The sequence below is a fragment of the Pseudomonas sp. genome (genome assembly GCF_035554175.1).
Classification (GTDB): domain Bacteria; phylum Pseudomonadota; class Gammaproteobacteria; order Pseudomonadales; family Pseudomonadaceae; genus Aquipseudomonas.
Genome location: NZ_DATMIV010000019.1, coordinates 193,539 through 219,078 on the forward strand (window position 1 = coordinate 193,539; position 25,540 = coordinate 219,078).

17 protein-coding genes and 1 pseudogene are annotated in these 25,540 nt (G+C 59.6%); 12 read left to right on the forward strand and 6 right to left on the reverse strand.

Annotation, left to right across the window (positions count from 1 at the left end; all coding sequences use genetic code 11):
• Positions 1-73: 73 nt before the first annotated feature.
• Positions 74-1,561, reverse strand: coding sequence for a helicase HerA-like domain-containing protein (locus VNV36_RS09230; RefSeq protein ID WP_325717489.1), 1,488 nt, complete (start codon positions 1,559-1,561; stop codon positions 74-76).
• Positions 1,562-1,747: 186 nt separating this feature from the next.
• Between VNV36_RS09230 and VNV36_RS25905 the strand changes: the two are divergent.
• The 5 genes and pseudogenes from VNV36_RS25905 to gpgF all read left to right on the forward strand — a co-directional run.
• Positions 1,748-2,779 (forward strand): annotated as a pseudogene (locus tag VNV36_RS25905) (cache domain-containing protein); the annotation flags it as partial.
• Between the two features lie 93 nt (positions 2,780-2,872).
• Complete coding sequence (locus tag VNV36_RS25910; protein ID WP_514132619.1) at positions 2,873-3,637, forward strand: methyl-accepting chemotaxis protein; 765 nt, start codon at positions 2,873-2,875, stop codon at positions 3,635-3,637.
• 165 nt (positions 3,638-3,802) lie between these two features.
• Entirely contained in the window at positions 3,803-4,924 is a 1,122-nt protein-coding gene (gene gpgS, locus VNV36_RS09240; protein WP_514132617.1) for an N-acetylglucosaminyl phosphatidylglycerol synthase, read from the forward strand.
• Positions 4,917-5,687 carry an N-acetylglucosaminyl phosphatidylglycerol deacetylase gene (gene gpgD, locus VNV36_RS09245; protein WP_325717491.1) on the forward strand — a complete coding sequence of 257 codons (771 nt, stop codon included), beginning with the start codon at positions 4,917-4,919 and terminating at the stop codon, positions 5,685-5,687. The genes gpgS and gpgD overlap by 8 nt, the downstream gene beginning before the upstream one ends.
• Positions 5,684-6,682 carry a glucosaminyl phosphatidylglycerol flippase gene (gpgF, locus tag VNV36_RS09250; RefSeq protein WP_325717492.1) on the forward strand — a complete coding sequence of 333 codons (999 nt, stop codon included), beginning with the start codon at positions 5,684-5,686 and terminating at the stop codon, positions 6,680-6,682. Before gpgD ends, gpgF begins: the two co-directional genes overlap by 4 nt.
• Here gpgF and VNV36_RS09255 read toward each other — a convergent pair.
• Both VNV36_RS09255 and purU read right to left on the reverse strand, forming a co-directional pair.
• Positions 6,666-6,842, reverse strand: a complete 177-nt coding sequence (locus VNV36_RS09255) for a hypothetical protein (protein ID WP_325717493.1) — start codon at positions 6,840-6,842, stop codon at positions 6,666-6,668. The two genes, gpgF and VNV36_RS09255, sit on opposite strands and share 17 nt — an antisense overlap.
• Before the next feature lie 81 nt (positions 6,843-6,923).
• Positions 6,924-7,772, reverse strand: coding sequence for a formyltetrahydrofolate deformylase (gene purU / locus VNV36_RS09260; protein WP_325717494.1), 849 nt, complete (start codon positions 7,770-7,772; stop codon positions 6,924-6,926).
• Between the two features lie 335 nt (positions 7,773-8,107).
• Between purU and mvaT the strand changes: the two genes are divergently transcribed.
• On the forward strand, positions 8,108-8,485 hold the full coding sequence (gene mvaT, locus VNV36_RS09265) for a histone-like nucleoid-structuring protein MvaT (RefSeq protein ID WP_325717495.1): 378 nt from the start codon (positions 8,108-8,110) through the stop codon (positions 8,483-8,485).
• Between the two features lie 101 nt (positions 8,486-8,586).
• Here the strand turns inward: mvaT and sbcB are convergent, their stop codons facing one another.
• A complete protein-coding gene (gene sbcB / locus VNV36_RS09270; protein ID WP_325717496.1) occupies positions 8,587-10,017 on the reverse strand; it encodes an exodeoxyribonuclease I in 1,431 nt (476 codons plus the stop codon).
• Between the two features lie 323 nt (positions 10,018-10,340).
• On the opposite strand from sbcB, the gene VNV36_RS09275 reads away from it, so the two are divergent.
• From VNV36_RS09275 to VNV36_RS09300, 6 genes are read left to right on the forward strand one after another with little or no spacing between them, the layout of a single operon-like run.
• A complete protein-coding gene (locus VNV36_RS09275; protein WP_325717497.1) occupies positions 10,341-11,063 on the forward strand; it encodes an RDD family protein in 723 nt (240 codons plus the stop codon).
• Positions 11,063-12,040: a stage II sporulation protein M gene (locus VNV36_RS09280; RefSeq protein WP_325717498.1), complete on the forward strand. Its 978-nt coding sequence runs from the start codon at positions 11,063-11,065 to the stop codon at positions 12,038-12,040. Before VNV36_RS09275 ends, VNV36_RS09280 begins: the two co-directional genes overlap by 1 nt.
• The gene (locus tag VNV36_RS09285; protein ID WP_325717499.1) at positions 12,027-13,565 is read left to right on the forward strand and encodes a DUF4129 domain-containing protein; all 1,539 of its coding nucleotides are present in this window, start codon (positions 12,027-12,029) and stop codon (positions 13,563-13,565) included. The genes VNV36_RS09280 and VNV36_RS09285 overlap by 14 nt, the downstream gene beginning before the upstream one ends.
• Positions 13,562-14,725: a DUF4350 domain-containing protein gene (locus VNV36_RS09290; protein WP_325717500.1), complete on the forward strand. Its 1,164-nt coding sequence runs from the start codon at positions 13,562-13,564 to the stop codon at positions 14,723-14,725. Before VNV36_RS09285 ends, VNV36_RS09290 begins: the two co-directional genes overlap by 4 nt.
• A complete protein-coding gene (locus VNV36_RS09295; RefSeq protein WP_325717501.1) occupies positions 14,722-15,723 on the forward strand; it encodes an AAA family ATPase in 1,002 nt (333 codons plus the stop codon). The genes VNV36_RS09290 and VNV36_RS09295 overlap by 4 nt, the downstream gene beginning before the upstream one ends.
• A 40-nt stretch (positions 15,724-15,763) precedes the next feature.
• Positions 15,764-17,092 carry a DUF58 domain-containing protein gene (locus VNV36_RS09300; RefSeq protein WP_325717502.1) on the forward strand — a complete coding sequence of 443 codons (1,329 nt, stop codon included), beginning with the start codon at positions 15,764-15,766 and terminating at the stop codon, positions 17,090-17,092.
• Positions 17,093-17,105: 13 nt separating this feature from the next.
• Here VNV36_RS09300 and VNV36_RS09305 read toward each other — a convergent pair whose 3' ends face one another.
• Together VNV36_RS09305 and VNV36_RS09310 are read right to left on the reverse strand one after the other, a co-directional pair.
• Positions 17,106-21,410 carry an Ig-like domain-containing protein gene (locus VNV36_RS09305; RefSeq protein WP_325717503.1) on the reverse strand — a complete coding sequence of 1,435 codons (4,305 nt, stop codon included), beginning with the start codon at positions 21,408-21,410 and terminating at the stop codon, positions 17,106-17,108.
• Positions 21,403-25,500 carry a Tc toxin subunit A-related protein gene (locus VNV36_RS09310; protein ID WP_325717504.1) on the reverse strand — a complete coding sequence of 1,366 codons (4,098 nt, stop codon included), beginning with the start codon at positions 25,498-25,500 and terminating at the stop codon, positions 21,403-21,405. The genes VNV36_RS09305 and VNV36_RS09310 overlap by 8 nt, the downstream gene beginning before the upstream one ends.
• Between the last annotated feature and the right edge of the window lie 40 nt (positions 25,501-25,540).

Below are 25,540 nucleotides of genomic sequence, written 5' to 3' on the forward strand. Positions count from 1 at the left end.
GCAGCCTTCGGCAGCTCCTACAGAATGAATGCATTGCAACTGTAGGAGCTGCCGAAGGCTGCGATCTATGCTTTTAGCGGCGCTTGCTGCCCCCGAGCAGGGAACCCATCAACCCGCGCACCAACTGTTTTCCAAGGTTATTGGCCGCCTGACGCATCGCTGATTTCAGCGCCTGCCCTGCCGCCGTGCCGAGGAATTCTCCTGCGCGATCGGCGAGACTCGGTTCTTGCGCTACCGGTTTCCCTGCGGGGGTTTCAGCCTCAGGCGCCAGGCCTTTACGCCCCATCAGGATTTCATAGGCCGACTCGCGATCGATCGGCTTGTCATACCGGCCCTTGAACGGCGAGCCTGCGATCAACATCGTGCGTTCGGTCTCGGTCAACGGTCCGATCCGCGACTGCGGCGGCGCCACCAGCACACGCTGGACCATTTCCGGCGTGCCCTTCTCGGTCAAGGTACCCACCAGCGCTTCGCCAATGCCCAACTCGGTCAGCACCGACAGGCTGTCGAACGCCGGATTCGGTCGGAAGCCCTCGGCTACCGCGCGCAGGGATTTCTGTTCCTTGGCGGTGAACGCCCGCAGACCGTGCTGGATGCGCAAGCCCAACTGCGCCAACACGTCATCCGGCAGATCCGCTGGCGACTGGGTGACGAAATACACGCCCACGCCCTTGGAACGAATCAAACGCACCACTTGCTCCAGGCGTTCCTGCAAAGCCTTGGGCGTGTCGCCGAACAGCAAGTGCGCCTCATCGAAAAACAGCGCCAGCAGCGGCTTGTCGGCGTCGCCACGCTCGGGCAGTTGTTCGAACAACTCGGCCAGCAGCCACAGCAGGAAAGTCGCATAGACCTTCGGCGCCTCGTGCACCAGCCGACTGGCGTCGAGCAAGTGGATGCGCCCACGGCCATCGGCAGTCGGTTGCAGAATGTCTTCGAGTTGCAACGCCGGCTCGCCGAACAAGGCTTCGGCGCCCTGCTGCTCCAGCGTCGCCAACCGGCGCAGCAGCGCCTGGCTGGAACCGGTGGTCATCAGCGCGGCATCTTCACCCAATAACTGCGGGTTGTCCTTGAGGTGATTGAGCAGCGCTTTCAGATCTTTGAGATCCAACAGCAACAACCCTTCGCGGTCGGCGACTTTGAATGCTGCGTACAGCGCCGATTGCTGACTGTCGGTCAGCTCGAGCAGGCTGCCGATTAACAACGGCCCCATTTCGCTCAGCGTGGTGCGCAACGGATGACCGGATTCGCCGTGGATGTCCCACAACGTCACTGGATAGGCCCGGGGCGCGTGATTGAGCCACGGCATGCCGGCGATGCGCTCGGCTACTTTGCCCTGCGGACTGCCGGCGGCGCCGAGACCGCAGAGGTCGCCCTTGATGTCGGCGGCGAATACCGCCACGCCAGCGTCGCTGAACGCTTCGGCCAGACGCTGCAAAGTAACGGTTTTACCGGTGCCGGTGGCGCCGGCAATCAGTCCGTGCCGGTTGGCCAGGCGCATGGCCTGAGCGGTCGGTTGCGCGGCCGGATCAGCGCCGATGACGAGTTGCAAGGAGTCAGGCATTTTCTCACCCAATGGTTAATCTTTGATGACACATGGCCGATACATAAAGTGGACAGACCCGTCAGAAAACAGGGTCAGACATTTCCCTAAGGAGAGCCGGAAATATCAGTTTTTCAACCTTGCCCATAGTGCGCGCCTCTATCAAAGCACGCCCAGGACATTAAGACCTTAGCGGAACCCCAAGCCATGAACAAAAACCTGCGCTTCAGCCATAAGATTTTGCTTGCCGCCGCCCTCATCGTCATCGCCGCCTTCGCCTCGTTCACGCTGTACAACGACTGGTTGCAGCGCAATGCGATTCGCGATGACCTGAACAACTACCTCAACGAAATGGGCGAGGTCACCGCCGGCAATATCCAGACCTGGCTCAGCGGACGCATTCTGCTGATCGAGAACGCTGCCCAGAACATCGCGATCAACCCGGAACCGGCCACAGTCGCCAGCCTTCTGGAACAGAAAAGCCTGACCTCGACGTTCATGGCCACCTACCTGGGCGATGCCACCGGGCATTTCACCATCCGCCCGGACGTTAAGATGCCGGACGGTTTCGATCCGCGCGTGCGCCCTTGGTACAAAGGCGCCGAGAGCAGCAGCACTTCGACCCTGACCGAACCGTACATTGACGCGGCCACCGGCCAACTGATCATTTCCATCGCCACCGCGTCGAAAAAAGGCGGCCAGAGCGTAGGCGTGGTCGGCGGCGACCTCAGCCTGCAATCGCTGGTCGATACCCTCGCCGCGCGGGATTTCGACGGCATGGGCTATGTGTTTCTGGTCAGCGCCGACGGCAAGATTCTGGTGCACCCGGACAAGGCGCTGGTGATGAAATCGCTCAAGGAAGCCTATCCCCAGGACACTCCGCGCATCAGCCGCGATTTCAGTGAAGTGACGGCGGATGGCAAAACCCGCATCGTCACCTTCGCGCCGATCACGGGCTTGCCGTCGGTCAACTGGTACATCGGTCTGTCGATCGATAAGGATCAGGCCTACTCGATGCTCAGCGAATTCCGCACCTCGGCGGTAATCGCCACCGTAATTGCCGTAGCGATCATCATCGCCCTGCTCGGCATGCTGATTCGTCTGCTGATCCAGCCGCTGCACGTGATGACCCGTGCCATGGAGGATATCGCTGACGGCGAAGGCGATCTGACCAAACGTCTGAACATCGTCAATAACGACGAGTTCGGCATCCTTGGCACCGCATTCAACCGCTTCGTCGAGCGCATTCACGGTTCCATCCGCGAAGTGTCCTCGGCCACCGGGCAGGTCAACGAAGTCGCTCTGCGTGTGGTCGCTGCGTCGAACTCGTCGATGTACAACTCCGACCAACAAGCCTCGCGCACCAGCAGCGTCGCCGCCGCCATCAATCAGCTCGGCGCCGCCGCACAGGAAATCGCCCGCAACGCCGCGCAAGCGTCGAACCAGGCCAGTGACGCCCGGGGTCTGGCCGAGGATGGCCAGCAGGTGGTCGAGCGCAGCATCAAGGCGATGAATCAACTGTCGAGCATGCTCAGCGCGTCGAGCACCAATATCGAGTCGCTGAACAGCAAGACCGTCAACATCGGCCAGATTCTCGAAGTGATCACCAGCATTTCCCAGCAGACCAATCTGTTGGCGCTGAACGCGGCGATCGAAGCGGCGCGTGCCGGTGAGGCCGGTCGTGGTTTTGCCGTGGTGGCCGACGAAGTACGCAATCTGGCGCATCGCACCCAGGAATCGGCGCAACAGGTGCAGACCATGATCGAGGAACTGCAGATCGGCGCTCGGGAGTCGGTGAGCACCATGAGCGACAGCCAGCGCCACAGTCAGGACAGCGTGGAGATCGCCAACCTCGCTGGCGAACGTCTGAACAGTGTGACCTTGCGCATCGGCGAGATTGACGGAATGAATCAGTCGGTGGCGACCGCAACCGAGGAACAGACCGCGGTGGTCGAGTCGATCAACGTCGATATTACCGAGATCAATACATTGAACCAGGAAGGCGTCGAGAACCTGCATGCGACGCTGCGCGCGTGCTCGGATCTGGAGCAGCAGGCTTCGCGGTTGAAACAGTTGGTCGGCAGTTTCCGCATCTAAAATCAAAAGATCGCAGCCTTCGGCAGCTCCTACAGGGGAAACGCATTCCAATTGTAGGAGCCGCCGAAGGCTGCGATCTTTTTGCATGTGCCCTGCACCGCGCAATCCCGACCGAACATCTATTCTGGATAACGGTCAACCAAGGGAGAACAACACAGCGGAGGGTTGCTCACCGTGCATATCGCCGACATCACCATGTTCTACGCCCCGGCCAGCGGAGGCGTGCGCACTTATCTGGATGCCAAACACCGTCGCCTTGGCGACCGCAATGGAATTCGCCACAGCCTGCTGATCCCCGGCGCGCGACTAGGTGAACATGACGGGATTTATACGGTTCCAGCGCCCGCCCTGCCGTTTGGCAAAGGCTACCGCTTCCCCCTGCGCCTGGCACCATGGCGAAACGTCCTGCAGGATTTGCAGCCGGATCTGATCGAAGTCGGCGACCCCTACCTCACCGCTTGGGCCGCGCTCGATGCCCGGCGGCAACTGGATGTGCCGGTAATCGGCTTTTATCACTCGGATCTGCCGCTGCTGGTCAGCAACCGCATGGGCCAGTGGGTTACGCCGAATGTCGAAGCTTATGTCACCCGGCTCTATGGCAATTTCGACCGGGTCCTTGCGCCGAGCCAGGTCATGGCCGACAAGCTCACCGGGCTTGGCGTGCGCAATGTCTACGTACAACCACTGGGGGTGGATTTGCACACCTTCCACCCCAACGCCCGCGATCCCGGTCTGCGTGCCGAATTGGGCATTGCCGAGGATGCCCGGCTGTTGATTTTCGCCGGGCGTGGCTCCAAGGAGAAAAACCTGCCGGTGCTGCTCAAGTGCATGCAGCGCCTCGGCCCCCGCTATCACTTGTTGCTGGTCGGCTCGTCGATGCCGGCAGCCGTACCGGACAACGTCAGCGTCATCGACGAATTCTGCCCGGCGCCGAAAGTGGCGCGGTTGATGGCCAGTGCCGATGCACTGCTGCATGCAGGCGATCAGGAAACCTTCGGGCTGGTCATCCTTGAAGCCATGGCCTGCGGGATTCCCGTGGTGGCGGTGGCGGCCGGGGCGTTTGAAGAAATCGTCAACGATGCCTGCGGTTTACTGTGTGCGCCGAACAACCCGCAAGCGATGGCCAACGCCGTGCGTGAACTGTTCAGTCGCGGCTGTGCGCGACTGGGGCAACAGGCGCGGCAACACGTCGAACGGCATTACGCGTGGGATACCGTGGTCGACAGCCTGCTCAGTCACTACCACGCCGTACTCGGCCATGCGCTGCCACGGGTGGCCAATGGCTGAAAAGATCAAGACTGTCTGTCTGGTATTGCATGATGTGGCGCCCTCGACCTGGGTGGATTACCAACCCTTCGTCGAGGCGGTCGATGCACTGGGCAATGTGCCGATGACATGGCTGGTAGTGCCGAATTTTCATCGCCACGACTCCCTTGACGCCAACCCGGCGTTTCGGCGGGTGCTCGACGCCCGCGTGGCGCGTGGTGACGAACTGGCGCTGCATGGTTACTACCATGACGATCACGAAGCTGCGCCGACCACCCCACGCGATTGGTTCATGCGCAGGGTCTACACCCATGAAGGCGAGTTCTATCGCCTGTCTCGCGAAGCCGCCCTCACCCGCCTGCACGCAGGTCTCGAACTGTTTCAGCGCTATGACTGGCCGGTACAGGGCTTCGTCGCCCCGGCCTGGCTGATGAGTGACGGCACACGTCAGGCCCTGGGCGAATTGCCGCTGAGCTACACCAGCGATCCGCAGCATCTCTACAGTTTGCCCGACTTCAGTACTATCGATGCGCCGGGACTGGTCTGGAGTGCGCGCAGTGCCTGGCGTCGCGGCTTGTCGAAAATCGTCAGCGATCAGCGTGAACAGCGCTGGCGCGAAGCGCCGGTGATACGTCTGGGTCTGCATCCGGTCGACATGCGCCACCGGTTCTCTCGTGACTATTGGCTCTGCACCCTGCAACGCCTGCTGGCCGATGGACGTGTGCCGATGACCAAAATCGACTGGCTCGCCCGACAGCGCGCGCAACTGGAACGCGCGGCATGAAGCGCAGCCTGTTGTTGCTGATCGGCCTGCTCGCGGCGGTGCTGATTCCCGTGCTGCTCGGCGGCGGCGAAACCTGGGCACGCCTGCGCAGTTTTCCGCTGAACTGGTTGTTGATCATGTTCGGCATGATCCTGCTGTGCTGGGGCATCAATACCCTGCGCTTGCGCTTGCTGCTTGGCGACCAGAGGGAAAAAGTTCCGCCCCTGAAAAGCCTCGGCGTGGTGATGGCGGCGGAATTTGCCTATTGCGCCACGCCTGGCGGCAGCGGTGGGCCGCTGACCATCATGGCGCTGCTGGCCCGGTGCGGCGTACGTCCGGCGCGCGGGAGCGCGGTGTTCGCCATGGACCAGCTCAGCGACCTGCTGTTCTTCCTCTGCGCGTTGACCGGCATTCTGATCTACGCGCTGTTCCAGCACCTGAGTGATCGCCTCGAATGGCTGCTGACGGTCAGCGCCGTGTCGCTGTTCGGCGGTCTGTTCAGTTGTGTGTTGATTGCGCGTTATCACCGCGCCTTGATTCGCCTGAGCGGGCGCCTTCTGGCGCGGATGAACGTTACGGCGCGCACCCGTCGGCGCTGGGCGCGCAAGTTGCTGCACTTTCTCGCGGCGTTCACCGATACCTTGAAGTTGCCGTGGCAGACACTGACCCAGGTGTTCGCGCTGACCTGCGTGCATTGGCTGTTGCGCTACAGCGTTTTGTATCTGGCCTTGCGCGGGCTCGGCGCAGACTTGCAGTGGGCCTGGAGTTTTCTGGTGCAGATGCTCTCGTTGGGCGCGGGTCAGTTCAGCCTGTTGCCCGGTGGTGCGGGGGCGGCGGAATTGACTTCGGCCGCGCTGCTCGCACCGATGGTGGGCAAATCCACCGCAGCGGCGGCGATTCTGATCTGGCGGGTAGTGACGTATTACTTCTATCTGCTGGTCGGCGGCCCGGTATTCGTGTTGATGCTGGGCAAGCCGTTGCTGAAGAAGCTGATGAACGTCAGGCAGGCTTCTTAGGGTCGTCCTGCTCTCGCTGAAGCTGTTCCCAAAGCTCGGCGGCGCCGGGGAATTCGGTGCCGTCCTCAGGGCTCATGGCGTCCGGGTCGTAGCGACTCAGGCAGCCTTCGCCAAGGGTGGCGGGCGCTTTGGAAGTGGCTTTGTCCAGTGGATCGCTCATGGCTTTTCCTTGGGCAGAAACGGCGAAGGGCTTGGGCGATTCAACGCCCAGGCCCTTCGATTTTCAAGTGTGTCAGGTCAATCAGAACACAACTGTCTTGTTGCCGTGCACCAGCACGCGGTCTTCCAGGTGATAACGCAAGCCACGGGCCAGCACCATCTTCTCGACGTCACGGCCGAAACGCACCATGTCCTCGATGCTGTCGCTGTGGCTGACGCGCACCACGTCCTGCTCGATGATCGGGCCGGCGTCCAGCTCTTCGGTCACGTAGTGGCAGGTCGCACCGATCAGCTTGACGCCGCGCAGGGACGCCTGGTGATACGGCTTGGCGCCGACAAACGACGGCAGGAAGCTGTGGTGAATATTGATCACCTTGTGCGCGTATTCACGGCACATGTCCGGCGGCAGGATCTGCATGTAACGCGCCAGCACCACCACTTCGGCATCGTGCTTTTTGACCAGACGCGACACTTCGTCGAACGCCGGCTGCTTGTCCTGCGGATTGACCGGCACGTGGTAGTAAGGAATGCCGTGCCACTCGACCATGCTGCGCAGGTCGTCATGGTTGGAGATCACGCAGGAGATGTTGCAGTCCAGTTCGTCGCTGTGCCAGCGGTGCAGCAGGTCTGCCAGGCAGTGGGATTCGCGGCTGGCCATGAGTACCACGCGTTTTTTCTGCTCGGTGTCGGTGATACGCCAGTCCATCGAGAACTCTTCGGCGATCGGCGCGAATTTCTCGCGCAATTCTTCGATACCGAACGGCAGGGAGTCGGCACGGATTTCGTGACGCATGAAGAACCAGCCCACTTGATTGTCCGAGTGGTGGCTCGCTTCGGTGATCCAGCCATTATGAGAAGCCAGAAAATTACTGACTGTGGCAACGATGCCAACGCGGTCCGGGCAAGAGATCACCAGACGAAAAGTGCGCATGAGGGGGAAACTCCAGAACTTCGCAAAGGCCGCCATTCTAGCGACTGCGCAGGAAAACTGCAGTACGGATCGGCATAAGCCGCAGGCAAGCTCGGCTGAACGGCTTTCTGACGCAGCACTACGTCAAGCCGGTGACGCTTTACCAAGGCTTTTGTCAGGTAACTGTAAATATCTGTGATGACTGCATCACATTATTTAACTGAATATTCAATCGAGGCTAATTCTCGTAACTCATTTAAATAAAAAGCCCATCTAAATGTTTACTTGATGAAACAGCCTGACTATTATTGCGGCACTGTCCCCTGTCATTCAGCATTCTACAAAAGGTAGTACACATGTCCTTGATCAACGAATATCGCGCCACCGAAGAAGCCATCAAAGAGCTGCAAGCCCGTCTGAAAAACCTGTCGGAAGACGACAAACTGCAAGCCGAACTGGAATTTGAAGGCAAACTGCGTACGCTGATGGGCGAATACTCCAAGTCGCTGCGTGACATCATCGCGCTGCTTGACCCGGAAGCCAAAACCAAGGCTCCACGTGGCGGCGCAGTCAAAACTACTGGCACCAAGCGTGCTCGCAAAGTTAAACAATACAAAAACCCGCACAACGGTGAAGTCATCGAAACCAAAGGTGGCAACCACAAGACTCTGAAAGAGTGGAAAGCCAAGTGGGGCGGCGACGTGGTTGAAGGCTGGGCTACGCTGCTGGGCTAAGCCGTCACGCTACGCCTTCGCCGAGCGATCCGCGAAAAAACAACGCCAGCCTGCGCTGGCGTTTTTTTATGCCCGCCAATTGTCTGCGGGTATGTTCGGTTTCAAAGATTCAAACGTTTGCGTAATGCCTGGACATAATTCTGCCAGTCATTGAGCACCTCTCTCTGCATTGGCGTCGCACTAAGCGACCATTGCTCGGCAGCCTCGATAAATGACTGCACGGTATTCGGCGCGCCCGCCTCAGGGTTGCTCAAACGTTGCTGACAAAATAATTTCCAGCGTTCTTGCTCGGCTTCATCCAGCGTGTCCGGAAAGTTGCGTGCTCGATATCGAAAAAGTAATTCGGGCAAACGTTCATCATCGAAAGGCCACTGTTCTTGCGCCAATTGCGCCGGATCCGCCGTTCGAACTTGCTCACATAGACGACGGTCGCGATCACCGATAAACCCATCGTACAACTGCTGTTCGGGATCTTCGCTGGGAGTGAAATCTTCGCTGGCATAAATCGCCGCTATTTTATCTTTCCAGACTTGTTGTGCGTCAGTTAGTCGCACTGCGCGCTCCTGATAAAGTGCCATGTCCAGACCGAGGCGTTGCTGGTCTTGCGCACGCAATACCGTCAACGGTGCCACGACCGGGCAACGATTGATGTGAATCAGCTTGAGCGGCACCGGCAATTGGCCTTCGGCCAACTCATCGCGACGGGTGTACAGACGCTGGCGCAGCGTTTGCGCGTCCAGGTCCAGCAACCCTTGTGGATCGAGGTGCAGATCGCAGACGACCAAAGCGTTGCGGTTCTTCGGATGCCACGCCAGCGGCAATACCACGCCGACGTAGCTGCGTGCCGCCGAGAAACGCCCCGACACATGCACCAGCGGCTGCAGCAGGCGGATCTGGTCCATGACCTTTTGCTTGCTGCGCAACTGGAACAGCCAGTCATAGAGTTTCGGCTGTTTTTCGCGAATCAGCCGCGCCAACGCGATGGTGGCGCGCACATCGGACAGCGCTTCGTGGGCGTGCCCGTGGTCGATATGGTTGGCGGCCGTCAGCCGTTCGAGCTTGAGGGTCACGCGGCCCTCGTCATCGGTCGGCCAGACCAGACCGTCAGGGCGCAACGCGCAGGCGGCACGCACCACGTCGATCAGGTCCCAGCGACTGTTACCGCCCTGCCACTCACGGGCATAGGGATCGAAGAAGTTGCGATACAGGCTGTAGCGGGTCATCTCGTCGTCGAAACGCAAGGTGTTGTAACCGGCGCCACAGGTACCCGGTGCGGCCAGTTGCGCATGCACCCGGGTCATGAAGTCGGCTTCGCTCAGCCCTTTTTCGGCGAGCTGGCCCGGGGTGATTCCAGTGATCGCGCACGCCGCCGGATGCGGCAGGATGTCTTCGCTGGGCTGGCAGTAAAGGTTGACCGGCTCGTCGATTTCGTTGAGCGCATGGTCGGTGCGAATCCCGGCCACCTGCAGCGGCCGGTCGTTGCGCGGATTGATGCCAGTGGTTTCGTAGTCGTACCAGAAGATTGAAGTCACAGGCGGATCCTGAACAGAAGATCGGCGAAGTCTAGGCTCTCCAGGGTTGCCACGGCCAGCCTCGTAGCCCGTGAACGGCAATTTCTCCGAATTCCTACAGCTGGAATGCCTTCAGCTTGTGGGAGCGAGCCTGCTCGCGAAAGCATTCTGTCAGTGACATACAGGCTGACTGGCCCAGCGCATTCGCGAGCAGGCTCGCACACAATTGGCATTCAACTGACTACGGTTACATCCTGTGCAATACATAGTGATGTCGTTCCCCCCCGAGAGGCTGCTAGCATCAGGCGCACTTGCACCCCGAACCGGCGAACATCAGGTAGCCCATGCTCGAGCCCACAGCACCGCCAAGGAAAGCACCGCTGGCCCCGCCGCTGGATACGCGGCATCAGGTCGAAACCCCGGAGGGCATCGACCTGCCGCTGCGTCCCGCCGGGTTGATGGTGCGCGCGGTGGCGTTTGCGATCGATCTGGGCATCCGCGGGTTGATCCTGGGCGTGCTGTTTATCGCCCTGGCGTTTCTCGGCAAGCTCGGCATGGGCCTGGGTTCACTACTGCTGTTTGCGATCAGTTGGTGGTACATGGTGCTGTTCGAGGTGCTGCACCAAGGGCGCTCACCCGGTAAACAATGGATGGGGCTGCGCGTGGTGCACGATGACGGCACGCCGGTTGGCTGGTCGGCGTCATTGCTGCGCAACCTGCTGCGTTTTGTCGATCTGCTGCCGTTCGGCTACTTCCTCGGTGCGATCAGTTGCCTGCAACACCCGACCTTCAAACGCCTTGGCGATATCGCCGCCGGTACGTTGGTGGTCTACAGCGAACGCCCGCTGAGCCGCCCGCAATTGCCTGACGCTGAACCTCGCCGCTCGGCCGTCTCGCTCACCCTCAACGAACAACGCGCCGTGCTCGGTTTCGCCGAGCGTCAGGCCGAGCTGTCGCCGGCGCGGGTCAACGAACTGGCGGCGTTGCTGGCCCAGCCGCTGCACATCTCTGCGCCCAAAGCGGTGGCCGAACTCAACGGCATCGCGCGCGGTTTGTCGGGGCCGTGATGAAGCAAAGTCTTTTCGAAAGTCGCCACAAGGCCGAATGGGAGCGTTTTGCCCTCGCGCTGCAACGCCTTGAACAGGGCAAGGACACTGCGCAAGTGGCCGGTTTCCCCAAAGCCTATCGCCGCCTTTGTCAGCATCTGGCGCTGGCACAGGAGCGCGGCTACAGCAGTTTCCTGATCGACTCGCTGCAGCAGCAAGTGTTGCGCGGCCACCAACAGCTGTATCGGCATCGCAGCCGGTTGGGCGCGCAGATCCTGAGTTTCATTCTCGCTGACTTCCCGCGCCTGGTACGTGAAGAGTGGCGCTTCGTAGCCGTCGCCAGCCTGCTGTTCTTCGCCAGCCTGACCGGTTTCGCTGTTGCGGTTTATCTGTTTCCCGAGTTGATCTACAACCTGATTCCCGCTGACCAGGTGCGCGAGATGCAAGGCATGTACGACCCCGTCGCCGGCCACCTCGGACGCTCGGCCGAGCGCGCCGCCAGTGAAGACTGGGTGATGTTCGGCTATTACGTCATGCACAACATCGGCATCGCCTTCCAGACCTTCGCCAGTGGCTTGTTCATGGGACTGGGCAGCGCGTTCTTTCTGCTCTACAACGGCATGATCATCGGCGCGGTTGCCGGGCATCTCAGCGAAATCGGCTTTGGCCGGACCTTCTGGTCGTTCGTGATCGGTCACGGTGCGTTCGAATTGACGGCCATCGCCCTCGCCGGTGCAGCGGGCCTCGAACTGGGTTGGGCGCTGATTGCCCCCGGACACCTGACGCGCGGTGAGGCACTGCGCCTGGCCGCGCGCAAAAGCGTAGCGCTGGTGTGCGGGGTCATGCTGTTCCTGTTGATCTCAGCATTTGTCGAGGCCTATTGGTCGTCGAAAACCAGTGTCACGCCACTGATCAAATACGCAGTCGGCGCGGCGTTGTGGCTCGCCGTGGCGGCTTATCTGATGTTCGCCGGAAGCGTTCGCCATGCGCCTGAGTGACGCCACCGTGGTGATCCGCCCGCGTACGACCTGGGAAGCCATGGACCTGGGCGTGTTGATGAGCCAACAACACCGCCGGTTGTTGATGACCAGCTGGGCAATCGTCACCCTGCCGCTGTTCATTCTGCTCAGCGTGCTGCTGTGGGATTCGCCGTCGCTGGCGGTGTTTGTTTTCTGGTGGCTGAAACCGGCGTATGAACGCCTGCCGTTGTACATCCTCTCCAAAGCACTGTTCGGCGAAACTCCAACGCTCAGGCAAGCCTTGCGCGAATGGCCACGTCTGCTCAAGCCGCAACTGCTGGCCAGCCTGACCTGGCGCCGCCTGAGTCTGAGTCGCAGCTTCGTGCTGCCGGTGCAGCAACTCGAAGGCCTCGATGGCCATGCCAGACAGCAACGCCTGCAGGTGCTGCTGCAACGCAACGGCGGCGCCGCGCAGTGGCTGACGATCATCGGCATGCACCTGGAAACCGCACTGTGGATCGGCCTGATGCTGCTGTTCTACATGCTCGTGCCGCAACAGATCGAAACCGATTGGGACTGGCAGTCGCTGCTGCTCGCGGCCGATAACGACTGGCAATGGCTGGAACACCTGACCAACGCTTTTTATGCATTGGTTCTGGTGGTGTGGGAGCCGGTTTATGTCGCTTGCGGGTTCAGTCTGTACCTCAACCGACGCACGCAATTGGAAGCCTGGGATATCGAGCTGGTGTTTCGCCGTTTGCGCCAGCGTCTGAACAACGGCGTGCTCGGTCTGTTACTGGCTGTGTGTCTGCTGCTGCCGAATCTGCAACCGCTGTGGGCAGACGACACGCCGGACACTGCGCGTCTGCTCAATCAGCCACTGACCAGCCAGGCTGCGCGCGACAGCATTCAATCGTTGCTGGAACAACCGCCGTTCAAAAACAAAGAGAGCGTTACCCGCTATCGCTTCGGCGAAGATCCGGCGAGCCCGGCCAGGGAAGCGCAACCCGGTGACGCACCGCAATGGCTCAAAGCCCTGCTCGGCTGGCTCGACGGTCAGCACCTGAATGCCGTGGCCAATGTCATTGAGGTAGCGCTGTGGGGCGCGTTGATTGCTGCGCTCGGCTGGCTCATCTGGCGCTATCGCCAATTTTTCCAGACGTTCGTCAGCCGTCGGCCAAAGTTGCCGGTGCGTAACAGGCAAGCGCCAGCGCCACAAGTGTTCGGCCCGGGCCTGAACCGTGAAACCCTGCCCGACGACATCGCCACCAGCGCCGAACAGTTGTGGCTGAGCGAACCTCGCGCTGCGCTGAGTCTGCTCTATCGCGGGCTGCTCAGCCATCTGCTGAATGATTTCGATCTTGCGCTGACACCTGCCGACACCGAGAGCCAGATCCTCAAACGCATCGAACACTTGCAGCGTCCTGACCTGCTCGCCTACAGCCGCAACCTCACCGGCCACTGGCAGAACATGGCCTACGGGCAGCGGATTCCACCGGCTCATGTGCAAGCGCAGCTGTGCGATGGCTGGCGCGCACTGTTCGCCAAAGGCCCTGCGCATTGAACCGGCGCACAGGCTGGTCGCTCGGGGTGCTGGCGCTTGTGCTGCTTGGGGGCTTGAGCCTGTTCCTTTATCTCAAGGCGCGGCCGTATCAGGAAGTCATCGATCACGGCCCCTCGCCGGCGGCACAAGCCAACCCGTATCTGGCGGCGGAAATGTTTCTGCGCGAACGCGGCCTCGCGGTCAGCCACGCCGAGACGCTGGCGGTGCTGCCGCAGATCGATCCGCACGCCAATACGCTGCTGTTATTTGGCGAGCGCGCGCGGATGACGCCCCGTGAAGTCGATCAGGTGCTGAACTGGACACGCGCCGGCGGGCGACTGGTGTTTGTCGCCGAGTCGCTGTGGGATGCGCAGCGCAAACAGAGCAATGACCTGCTGCTCGACCGGGTGCAACTGCAACAATCGCTGAGCAAGGATCTGCAAGATCCTGCGGCGGAACCGGAAAAGGACCGCTACCCGAAACTGACCAAGCTGTATCTGGAGGATGAGGACGCGCCGGCCTACGCCGGTTTCGATACCGACTTCCACCTCGACGACCCGGACAATGTCGCCCAAGCCTGGGCCAACAGCGCCAAAGCCACGCACATGATGCAACGGGTGTATGGCCTCGGCACGGTCACCGTGGTGACTGACGCCGAGTTGTGGAAAACCCCGGCGATTGGCCAATACGACAATGCGTGGCTGCTCTGGTACCTGAGCGCCGACACCAACGTCACGCTGATTTACAACACGGCGCACGAGGGTCTGTGGACCTTGCTCTGGCGCTATTTCCCACAGGCCATCGTCGCGTTGCTCGCTTTGATCGGCCTGTGGTTGTGGCAGGCCGCCGTGCGCCATGGCCCCGTGCAAATGCCCGCGCCAGGCGGTCGGCGACAATTGCAGGAACATCTGCGCGCCAGCGCCGACTTCGTCCTGCGCCACAACGGCCAGCAGGCACTGCTGCAAGCGCTGCAGCAAGACCTGTTGCGCCGCGCCCGCCGCCGGCATCCCGGTTTCGATCAATTGAATGTGGCCAAGCAGTGGCTGGCGTTGTCGCGCCTGACCCGGCAACCCACCCGCGCCATCAGCCAGGCCCTGAGCCCGCGACCGAAAGAGCGCTTGTCCAGCGCCGAATTCTGCCGTCAGGTCGCTCACCTGCAAACCTTGAGGAACGCGTTATGACTGAACAGATCGAGCCCGGCAGCGAGACCCACGTCGCCCGGCAACGCCAGCGTGCCAGCCAGTTGGCGCAAGCGGTGCGCAACGAATTGAACAAGGCGCTGATCGGCCAGGATGCGGTGGTCGATGATGTCCTGACGGCGCTGATTGCCGGTGGCCATGTGCTGCTCGAAGGCGTCCCCGGTCTGGGCAAAACCTTGCTGGTGCGAGCCTTGGCGCGCTGCTTCGGCGGCGAGTTCACGCGCATCCAGTTCACCCCGGACCTGATGCCCAGCGACGTCACCGGACACGCGGTGTACGACCTGCAGACCGAGCAGTTCAAACTGCGCAAGGGCCCGCTGTTCACCAACCTGTTGCTGGCCGACGAAATCAACCGCGCCCCGGCGAAAACCCAGGCCGCATTGCTCGAAGCGATGCAGGAACGCCAGGTGACGCTCGAAGGTCGCGCCCTGCCGATTGCGCAACCGTTCATGGTGCTGGCCACGCAGAACCCGATCGAACAGGAAGGCACTTATCCCCTGCCGGAAGCCGAGCTCGACCGTTTCATGCTAAAGGTGCGCATGGACTACCCCGACGCGGATCAGGAACTGAACATGGTGCGCCAGGTCAGTCGCTCGACCCGTGCCGACATGCTCGATGTGCAACCGCTGCGCACGGTGTTGCAGGCCAAGGATGTGCAGGCCTTGCAACGTATCGCCAGTGATTTGCCGCTGGACGATCAGGTGCTCGATTACGCCGTGCGCCTGGCGCGCAGCACCCGCACCTGGCCGGGCCTGATTCTCGGTGCCGGGCCACGTGCGTCCATTGCGCTGGTGCGCTGTGCCCGCGCGCGGGCCTTGTTGCGCGGCGGCGAATTTGTGATTCCAGACGACGTCAAGGGCTGCGCATTGGCGGTGTTGCGCCACCGCGTACGGCTGGCTCCGGAGCTGGATATCGAAGGGCTGCAAGTGGATCAGGTGCTGCTGCAGTTGCTTGACCAGATTTCGGCGCCGCGCGTGTGACCATGCAGCTGATCGCCCTCGCCACAGGAAGTGTTTGCCGATGAAACCTTCGCGTCTGCTACTGAGCTGGGTCGCCGCGTTGCTGATGATCGGTATGGTGCTGGGCGTTTTGCAGGCGTTACAGATCGATCTCCCGGCGAGTCTGCTGTCGATCAACTGGGGACTGCTGCTGGCGCTGTTGGCCTTGGCCGCGCTCGATGCGTCACGCCTCAAGCGTTTGCCGACGGTGCGGATCAAGCGGCAGATGCCCGGCAGCCTCGCGCTCGGGCGCTGGGGGCACGTGCAACTCAAGGTTGAACACGACTTCACCGCGCCATTGAACATTCGGATTTTCGACCATGTCCCACAGGGAATGGGTTTCGAACACCTGCCGCTGGATGTCGAATTGCAGCCCGGTCAATACAGCCGGATCAGCTACCGTCTGCGCCCGCTCAAGCGTGGCCGTTTCAGCTTCGAGCAATGCGAAGTGAACGTGCCGAGCCCATTGGGTCTATGGTCGGGCAAACGCCTGCTCAGCGTTATCGACCAGACGCGCGTCTATCCGGACTTCGCCCGGCTCTATGGTGGTGAACTGCTGGCGGTGGACAACTGGCTCAGCCAGCTTGGCGTACGCCAGAGGCAACGTCGTGGTCAGGGCCTGGAATTCCACCAGTTGCGCGAATTCCGCGAGGGCGACAGCCTGCGCCAGATTGACTGGAAAGCCACCGCGCGCCAGCGCACGCCGATTGCGCGCGAGTACGAAGACGAAAAAGACCAGCAGATCATCTTCATGCTCGACTGCGGGCGACAGATGCGCAGTCAGGATGGACAGCTTTCGCATTTCGATCATGCGCTCAATGCCTGTCTGTTACTCAGTTATGTGGCGTTGCGCCAAGGCGATGCGGTGGGGTTGAGTACGTTTGCCTGTGATCACCCGCGTTATCTTTCCCCGGTCAAAGGCAGTGGCCAACTGACCGTTTTGCTCAACGCAGTTTATGACCTTGAGAGCACGCAGCGTCCAGCTGACTATCAGGCGGCGGTCAATCAACTGCTGGCTCGGCAGAAGCGTCGGGCACTGGTGGTGCTGGTGACCAATTTGCGTGATGAAGACGATGAACTGCTGGCAGCAGTTGAACGCGTGAGCAAAAAACACCGGGTGCTGATAACAAGTCTGCGCGAACAAGTGCTGGATACGTTACGCCTGACACCGGCGCAAACGCTGCCGGAAGCCTTGGTTTACTGCGGCACGGTGAGTTATCTGAATGAACGGGCGGAACGCCATGAACGATTGGAAGCTCATGGCGTTCATGTGGTGGACGTCCGACCCGCAGAATTGGGAGCCGATTTGGTGAACCGTTATCTTGGGTGGAAAAAATCCGCCACGCTCTAATGCGTCGGCACGTTCAGACCACGACCAACGTCAATGAGCTTTCGGCTGTTCCCACAGGGTTGGTCACGCTTGCCCTGACAACAACCGAACCGATTTCAGCAGGTTCATAAACCACCTTCGACCACCCCTTCTCATCGCTGGGAGTCCCTCTCAACGGAATATCATCAACGGTCCAGAGCACGCTCATGCCGACGACCGGCTCGGTCAGATTTTTTACCACTTGCACCGCAACGGTCACAGGCTTGCCCGCTTGACCAATGGGGGGCAATGCGTAAATGGCGCGCAAAATGACACTCGGCCGAGTAACCACGTTGATTTTCTGTGTTACCGAACCCGTGGCCAGATGCAGCGATGCCACCAGATCAAACTCCCCGACTTCAGCAGCCAGAAATATTGCCGGAGCAATCCCGTACTCGTCGGACATCGATATGGGCAGCGATTGTCCGGCGAATTGCCAACTGACTGGCACGTTTCTTACAGGAGTACCGTGCGGTCGGTTTTTCACGACTGCCCAAGCGTTTACTTCATCTGCGCGATAGATTGTTGTTCTGTCGAAGTTGAGTGATTCGATGATGGGCACTTGACCTGCATACAATAAAGACGCCATGTCCCAGCCTGCCACACCACCTTTTACCGCAGCGTGCAAAACGCCATCGCCAGGCAGAGCCGATGGCAAATGAGCAATGCCATCTACGCCTGTCAGCGAAGTTCCCAGTGGTTGGTTTTCGAATTCCCACACTACTTCGATATCTGCCAGCGGCGCGCCAGTAAGCACGGAAACCACCTTGGCATGGGCGTAATCCTCGGTATCACCCGACACATACAACCCGACAATTTTGCGAGGCTCGTGCAAAAAATACGGCAACGAAATCGATTCCGAATACTGCGCATCCCCCACCGTAGCGGTCAGTTGCGCCGATCCCGGTGTCGTTGGCACAAACCGAATCCGTGCCTCGCCATGATAATTGGTAGTGGTGCTCACCTCGCCAAGATCCGGACTGCGCCAGACGACCCGCACCCCTGACATCGGCTTGCCACTGATGGCCGAAACAATGGTGATCTGCTCCGACACAGCCTCACCCCAAAGCAATGTCTGAGTGCTTCGCGAACGTTCGGCGATTTTCACCACTTGATCGCCCTGGCCCAGCGACATTGCAATAACAGGAGACAAACTGGCGAGCCGAGTGGAGGAAAAGCGCAAGCCAAAACTCCCATCCTTGAGGTCGCCTGCCTGGAACCGGTAGGTCATTTCTCCTGAAAACAACCTGGGATCCCCCAGCCTTGGTTCCTCAAAACGGATGCCCAGTTCCGCCGGCCCGGTACCGGTCATTCCCAATGTCAGGTACTGGCCCAGCAAGGCGTTGTCTGGCGCAGCTCTCACGCGCAAGTGGTGCTGACCATTGCGCCGCGGGAACTCTGTGTCTTGCCCCATTGGCTTGAACGGCTTGAAATCGAAACTGTATTCAAGCCCGGCCCACGGGTCCGCCTTCAGGGATATGACCTTCATCGAGCGACTTTCTTCGAAACCGTCATAAGGACTGACAATCGACGCTGTCACCACATGCTCATCTGCGGTTGCCGACCTAAAGGGAAAACCACTCCAGCCGTCGGCCCCCGTCCCGTGCTCTTCGGTGTCGCCATCGACTGTCCATCGAACAGGCACTTGATCCAAGGCAAGGTCGGGACGCCAAGGCGAGCGTACCTTCAGCCACATCCATGCCGGTTCTTGTCCAATGACCGGATTCACCGCGGTTCCACGCGCATCTTCGATCGTGATTTTATGGTGGGCCAAGGTCATCGTGTTAACTTCGCTCGAGCCAAGATAATGAATAATGAAGTTGAGACTGAAACGCCCAGGTTGCGTGCTTTTTGAACAGTCCAGCGTCCAGGTAAACCCACTGTCATCTACAAAATTGAGGCTCTTCGGTGGCGGGTTCAATGTGATTCCAAGCTCTTGCGCCGAGGTTCCCCCCCACTGCAGATCCATATCGATACCTACCAAAGGGCTCAGCGCATTCGTGCGGAAGATATAGCGATGAACAGCGCCAATACACGGAAAGAGCGGCTGCCCCCTCAGGTCGGTCATCTGATCCAGAACGACGGTCATTTCTTCATGAATGTCAGTGGATAACAGCCGGCAGAACAACTCGCGGTCCCCAAGAGTGTCGGTCAGCAACTTCATCTCGAAAATGCTGCTGATACTTTCGATGCGATCAGATTCGAACGTCCATGTCAGATCTTCCCCTTTGCGCAATATTCTGCGTACGCCCAGGTCGCTCACATCCAGACCAATCGCTGGTTCTTCGTCCCGCCATCGAAGCGTGACCGGCTGGTCAATCAGGGAGCTGTCATCCAGCGCGCGGACCGTCAGCACATGCGTCTGGCCGCGCTTGCAAACGATTCCATGCCAGCCAGGTTCGCTGCCATCAAAGGTGATGCGGACCTTGTCCTTCCACTCGTCACGTTCGAGCGCTGTGACAAGAAATACGCGTTCATCCACGGGCCCGCCTTCGTAGGCACTGACGCTTGCGGTAACGCGCGCGTTGTTCAACGCCGTCAACGGGCGGTAATACAGACTGGCCCAGCCCCCACTGCCGGTACGCGACTTGACCATACCCTCGGGAGTTTGCCAGTCGACCATCGCATCAATCACTGGCTCACCGTCCCCCTTGTCGGTGACATGCACCACCTTCACCCGCATCAATGTCTGTGCACCGTTCTCCACTACCGGCGAAAGGTTGGGACCGCGCGTGTCAACAATCCTGACCATGTTGCGCGCCAGCGACATCGGTTTACGCGGCGATGGCAACAATAACCTTGAGCAGACCAATGACAGCTCAAAGCGACCGTCGAGCCAGTCCTCGCAGGCCAGCGTCCAGAGACTGTCGCTCCCATCGAAGGCGACCGGTTTCTGGAGCGGCGGGTCAACCGTGACCCTCAACTCTTCGTGTCCGACGCCGCTCCAGTGCAGCGACAGGGTACTTCCCCGCAAAGAACTGGCGACCGGCCAACGCACGATGAAAGGATGCTCTGTGCCGCGGTTGGGATAGCCGGTCACATTCCAGAGGGTTTCCTGCTCCTCGACAACGCACCGCAACTCGATCCAGGGATCGGTTTGCAGGACTGTCACCGGAAATTCGTGAGTCACCTCGCCACTGGCGTAATAAGGGCTGTCGACTGAGGCCTCGATGACACATTCGCCTGCTTGCTCAGGGACGAAATCGAAGTACGCCCAACCTTGTTCATTGGTGGTGCCGGTGCCGAGCAATCCCTGTCCGGTATCTGTCCACCTGACCTCCCGGCCATCAAGCGCCTGGCCGGTGTAGAACGAGATGACTTGCACGCCCAGCCGGACACTTTGCCGGAGTTCCAGTACAGGGTAATAAGCCGCTTCCTGCACGTTGCTTATCGCCAGGCGATGGTGCCCCAGCGACACGTCGATCACATAAGTTTCAGCGTTGTACTGGTTGACCACGTCTATCGAGAAGTCGTAGCTTTTCTCTTCACCGATTGCCGGGCAGTCAAGTTCCCATTGCGATAACAACGCAGCGTCGACTTTCCAGTCAGGGTCAGCCTTGACTGCTTCCATCGGATTGCCAGGCGCGCTCAACGCAACCTTTGTACCCAGCCAGGCGTTGCCGTCCACAGGTTTGAACGAGAGCCTGTGCGAAACGTAGAGGGGGTCGCTCACCGCATTGCCAAGCGACGCTCCCAGGCACAGATGCAACGTTCGCCCCGGTGCCAGCACTTCTTCATCCAGACATATCTCGCGAAGCTGCAATGGCTCCAGCTTCAATTGCAGGTTGATGCGGGTGATGCAGACCGTCGTACGGTTGTCGGGCGGATCGGTCGGTATACCGCTGATTTCGAAGATCAGCTCATCGCCGCCGGCAAATGACAGTTGATCCAGCGACCGCAGATAGACCCGCGGTTTGAAGTCCAGCGGCTGCCCCGCCACCAGGCGGGCTTGATCATCCTCGAGGTTCCGGTCTGTCCCCGCTATGAGGTCGATGCTCATCAGAACCTCGTCGTCCTTGCGGATACGCAAACAGCCTGGTTCACCCGACCATGCAACACCGGGGCGCAGCTCGCACAGAAACGTCAATTCATAACCGGCGCTGGCAGCCGGGGTTTTAGGCGCCGTGACAACCTGAGTCGCCACGCCCCCTGCGCCCACTTCCATATAGTTAACGAAATCGCCTTCATAAAGCTCTTTCGCCCGGCCCACGGTCCCACTGCGGCTCCACTCATTGAGCCGGTCACTGAAGTCGCCATTGCGCACCAGACTTTCGTTTCCCTGGATGACTGGATCATTCATGATCACTTGCTCCTTTGGTCCGCCTGGCGAGGCTGGCGGTTTCAGCCTCAGTGACAAGGTCGACGACTTTTTGAGTGAACGTCGGCTCGCCGGCCTTGGCGCAGTAGTACAGGCGAATAATGATGTCGGGCAATGAGCGGAGCATCTCTGCTTGCGCCTGCTTCAAGAACCATGGAAAACGCAATACCCATTGTGAAACTGCACCAGTGCATTCAAACGGATTGAGCAAGCCCTCTTCGGGCCTCGGGTTTGTCAGGCCATTGTCGGAAAGCCCGCGCGACAAAACGACTTGCTGAGCGCTGCGCAGGTTGAACACCAGATCCACTGGAGCCACTGTGGTCGGGTTATGCAAATACTGCACGGACTGTGTGGTGGCTCGGGTCGCCAGCACGCTACTTTTCTGCTGCAAGCTTGCCCGTACATCTTCGTAGGCGCCGGTCAGGATCGGCAGATCGACCTCCACTGATCTGATCTGCCTGCAGAAATGACCGGGATGGTCACGATCAAACAGCAATTGGGTCAGTCTGAACTCCAATACACCGGTCTCGATCAGTCGTTCCAGAGCATCCGCCCAGGAAGTTATCCCTGGTTGAGGATCGACTTTGTCATCGCACAATTGCCGCAGCGAAGTGGTTTTGACCAGCTCCAGCCGCCGCTCGTAGCTTTGCAAGTGTCGGCGTTCCTGCTCCAGCAGATACACCTGCAATTGCTCGCCAGAGCCCAGGCCAAAGCGGTGATCCAGCCAGGCCTGCGGCAAGGGGATTTGCGCATCGTAGTCTCCGGTTTCGGCGGTCAGCGAAGCCTGAGCGCTGAGGCACAGGCTGACAACCGCATCATAGGCCTGGTAATGCAGCGCCTTGAGCTGGCCGAGCATCCAGCCGAACAACTCGGCATTGCTCGCGCGTTTTTTCAGGAAGTTGTACATCGTCAATGCTTGACTGTTGGCCCGCAACGTCTGTTCAAGGCTGGATGTTGCCGCGCTGAGCGCATAGTTTTGCGCTTCGATTTGCGCATTGATGGCACTTACTTCCGCCAGTGCCTGATCGCGCTGCAGCGCCCAGTCACTACCACGACGGCGATAACCTTCAGTCGTGGCCTGCCTGTCGGCGTCGATTTGCAGCAGTGAGGAGGAAACTTCCAGGCCGAAAGCCACTGCATCAAACGCGTGCTCGGGTTTGAAGCCACCATTGGACATGCCAAAAATTTTCGGTAACGCCGCGACGGCGCCGCCTGTAACTTTGACAACCTTGGCCTGCAGCGCGGATGTCTTCGACTGCTGCAGACTGTCCAGGACCTGATACTCGACCGCCGAAACATATTCCTTGCAACGCATGGCGTACACATCGGCACGTTCCTGCGCCATGTCCCGGCTGTTCTGCAGTGCAGTCACGCTGGCCTGCAACTGGGAAATGGATTGCTCCTGCACCGTCTCGGCGTAGCGACCCAGTTCCAACAGGTGGTTCTGTTGCATTTCCTCCTGCTCGGCGCGATCACGCTGTTCCAGCAGACGGGACACCAGACTGCCGAAATCCCGCAAGATCTGTACCCCGCGTAACGCGACTTCGAATGTCACGCGCCAGCGGAACGCATTGACTACCAGCCGCCCGCCCATCGGTCTCGGCCCGGCCATGCCTCCGGCCGCCAGATCGCGAAGCAGTTGCCTGGGGTCCGTCATCGGGCTGAACAGCGGTATATCCAGAGGCTTGCCATCGATGGTGAGATTGTTGCGCAGGTTATCCAGCCGGCGTTGCGGCGCTGCAAACAGGTCGAGCAGCGACTGATTGATCGGAATTTCGAAAGGTTCGCACCCCAACAGCCCGAGCATCGGGGGGGTATCGGAAGCGATTGGGTAATCTACCTTGCTGAAATCCAGCGTCATTTCAAGCGCTTCGAGTGCGGGTCGTGAGGCGCTTTTGGCCAAGAGGTTTGCAACGGTATCGGTCTGCCATCGGGTCGCGGTTTCGGCGGTGGGCGCCTTCCCCATCAGAAACCCGGCCTGGACATAGCAAAGTTTGGCGGCCACAAGACTGTCACGGGTCAACTGCCGGTAATACCAGTCACCCCACGCCATCAGATTTTTCACGTAGTCGGTAAACATCAGGATTTGAAAATGCGCGGGGGCCGCGTAGCCAATGGCGTCCGGATCCGAAGGATCCTGGATTTCACACCCCGGCTCGCCCGGCGCCGTTCCGATATCCAAAGGCCGGCAACGCCAGTAGTCCGGTTTCCGGTCGGCAGGCTTTTGTGGATCGGCTGTTGCCTGTGGGTCGAATACGTAATGCAGCCAGTCTTGCGCTTCCTGGAAGCGCTCTTCATCGCTCAAGCGGGTGGCGACCAAATGTGGCAGGTGAAAAAAAAGTTCCCAGAAATTCAGGCCATTGGCACCGTTGAAGAAACCATTGGGCTCATGGAAATCCTCGCCGTTCGGTCCCGGCTCGGAAATGAATTGGGTGTCCCAGTCCAGCACTGCGTCCACGGAGTCATTCGAACGTTTCACCAGTTCCGGGCCGAACAATGAATTGAGCCTGACGAATTTCAGCGCCAGTCCGGATTGATTGAATGAGAGAAACTGTGCCGCATCGGCGGTATTTTTGTGCAGCGCAGGAGGAACGAAGTCCATGAGGTCGACAATCGTCAGCTCAAACTGCTTGACTCCTACCGCAGGGTTGTCTGTACCGAGCGAAAAAAGTGTCGGATTCAGCCATGTGCCTTTGGCACGATGGGATGTCCACGACCCGGTTACCCAGCCCCCCGCCCGATCCAGTTGCGCAGTTATCGGGTCTGGATCATCTGCTGTTGGAATGCCCAAAAACTGCAAAGTGATGCTGGTAGTAGCGCTGGCAAATCCGGTGGGCCTGCAAAAACCCTGCACCGTCAGCTGATCATGATCATTGACCCGCAAGGCAGTAGCCTGCAAATCCAGGTACGGCGTCATGTCTCCTGCGGTCGTCACACTGGGAACAACCCTCACTTGACTGGCCAGCGGGTGCTGCACTGTTTCGTTGCTGACAAACCGGTCTCTGAGTGCCAGATCAAGCCAGTCCCCACCGTCACTGGTGACGGGGCGCATCAGCACGTCATAAACCGCGTGCACTCTCAGGTCCGCGGGCGGTATTGAGGTTCCCGGCATTAACTTGCCCGTCAGCAGAATTCCCAGCCTGCCTTTGGGATCAAGATAATCGGTGCGCACGCTCGCAACCAGCCGAGTGCCTGGATAAAGCATGCCTTCATGCTCTGAACTGTTTACGCACAGCGGTGCCGACCACTGCCCGCTCTGTGTCATGAACGCCAGGTTGATATCCAGTTTGTACGGAACGGAATCTTCCTCGGTCTTACCCGCCACCCGGTCACGCCATTCGGCCCAGACCACACATAACCGGCCATTCCAGAACACCGGGCGAATATCCAGCACCTGATTGGCGGCAGGAATTTCCACGGCTTGCCATTCACTCCAGGCCGCCGGACTGACCGCTTCGCTGGTCGCGCCCAGTTCGATCCTGGCCTTGCGCCAGAAATACTGAAATGGCTGCACCCGCTGCCGCCCCAAAAAGTAATATTCGGCTTTGGCAGGTGTCATGCCGTCCATGAAACAACTGATCACATCCAGATCGCAGGTCAGCTCGAATGCGTGTAGATAGTCTTGCAGCGCGGCCTGCACGGTATCTTTGTTCAAGCGCGCCTGGTTGAGGTTGTTTTCCAGGTTTTTGAACAGAGTGGTCTTGCGCCGTCGCACGGATGGAATAATGAAGTCTTCCGGATAGCATGAAATACGCTGCAGCGCGGCCCAGTCGGGATAGTTGTTGAAGAGCTGCCATTCGATCAGATGAAACTTGTCGAACTGGTGCAGTTGAAAACCTGGTTCAAGTTTGCGATATACCGCATGGATGTACTGCTGCACACAACTTGTCGCTTCGGCAACTCTGGAACTCTTTACCTGATAAGTGTCCAGTGGGTCGATGCGCAGCAGTTCGAATAAATCTTCAGGCGTTTTCAAAAACCGGTATTTTTCATTGGCCACTTGGCCAATGCAGTATTCGAGCAGTGCCGATCGACGTTTTTCCAGCAATCCGCCAATGTTACTCAGTGCCATGATCTTGCTCCTTGGAATATGGCCCGGGGACACACGCTCG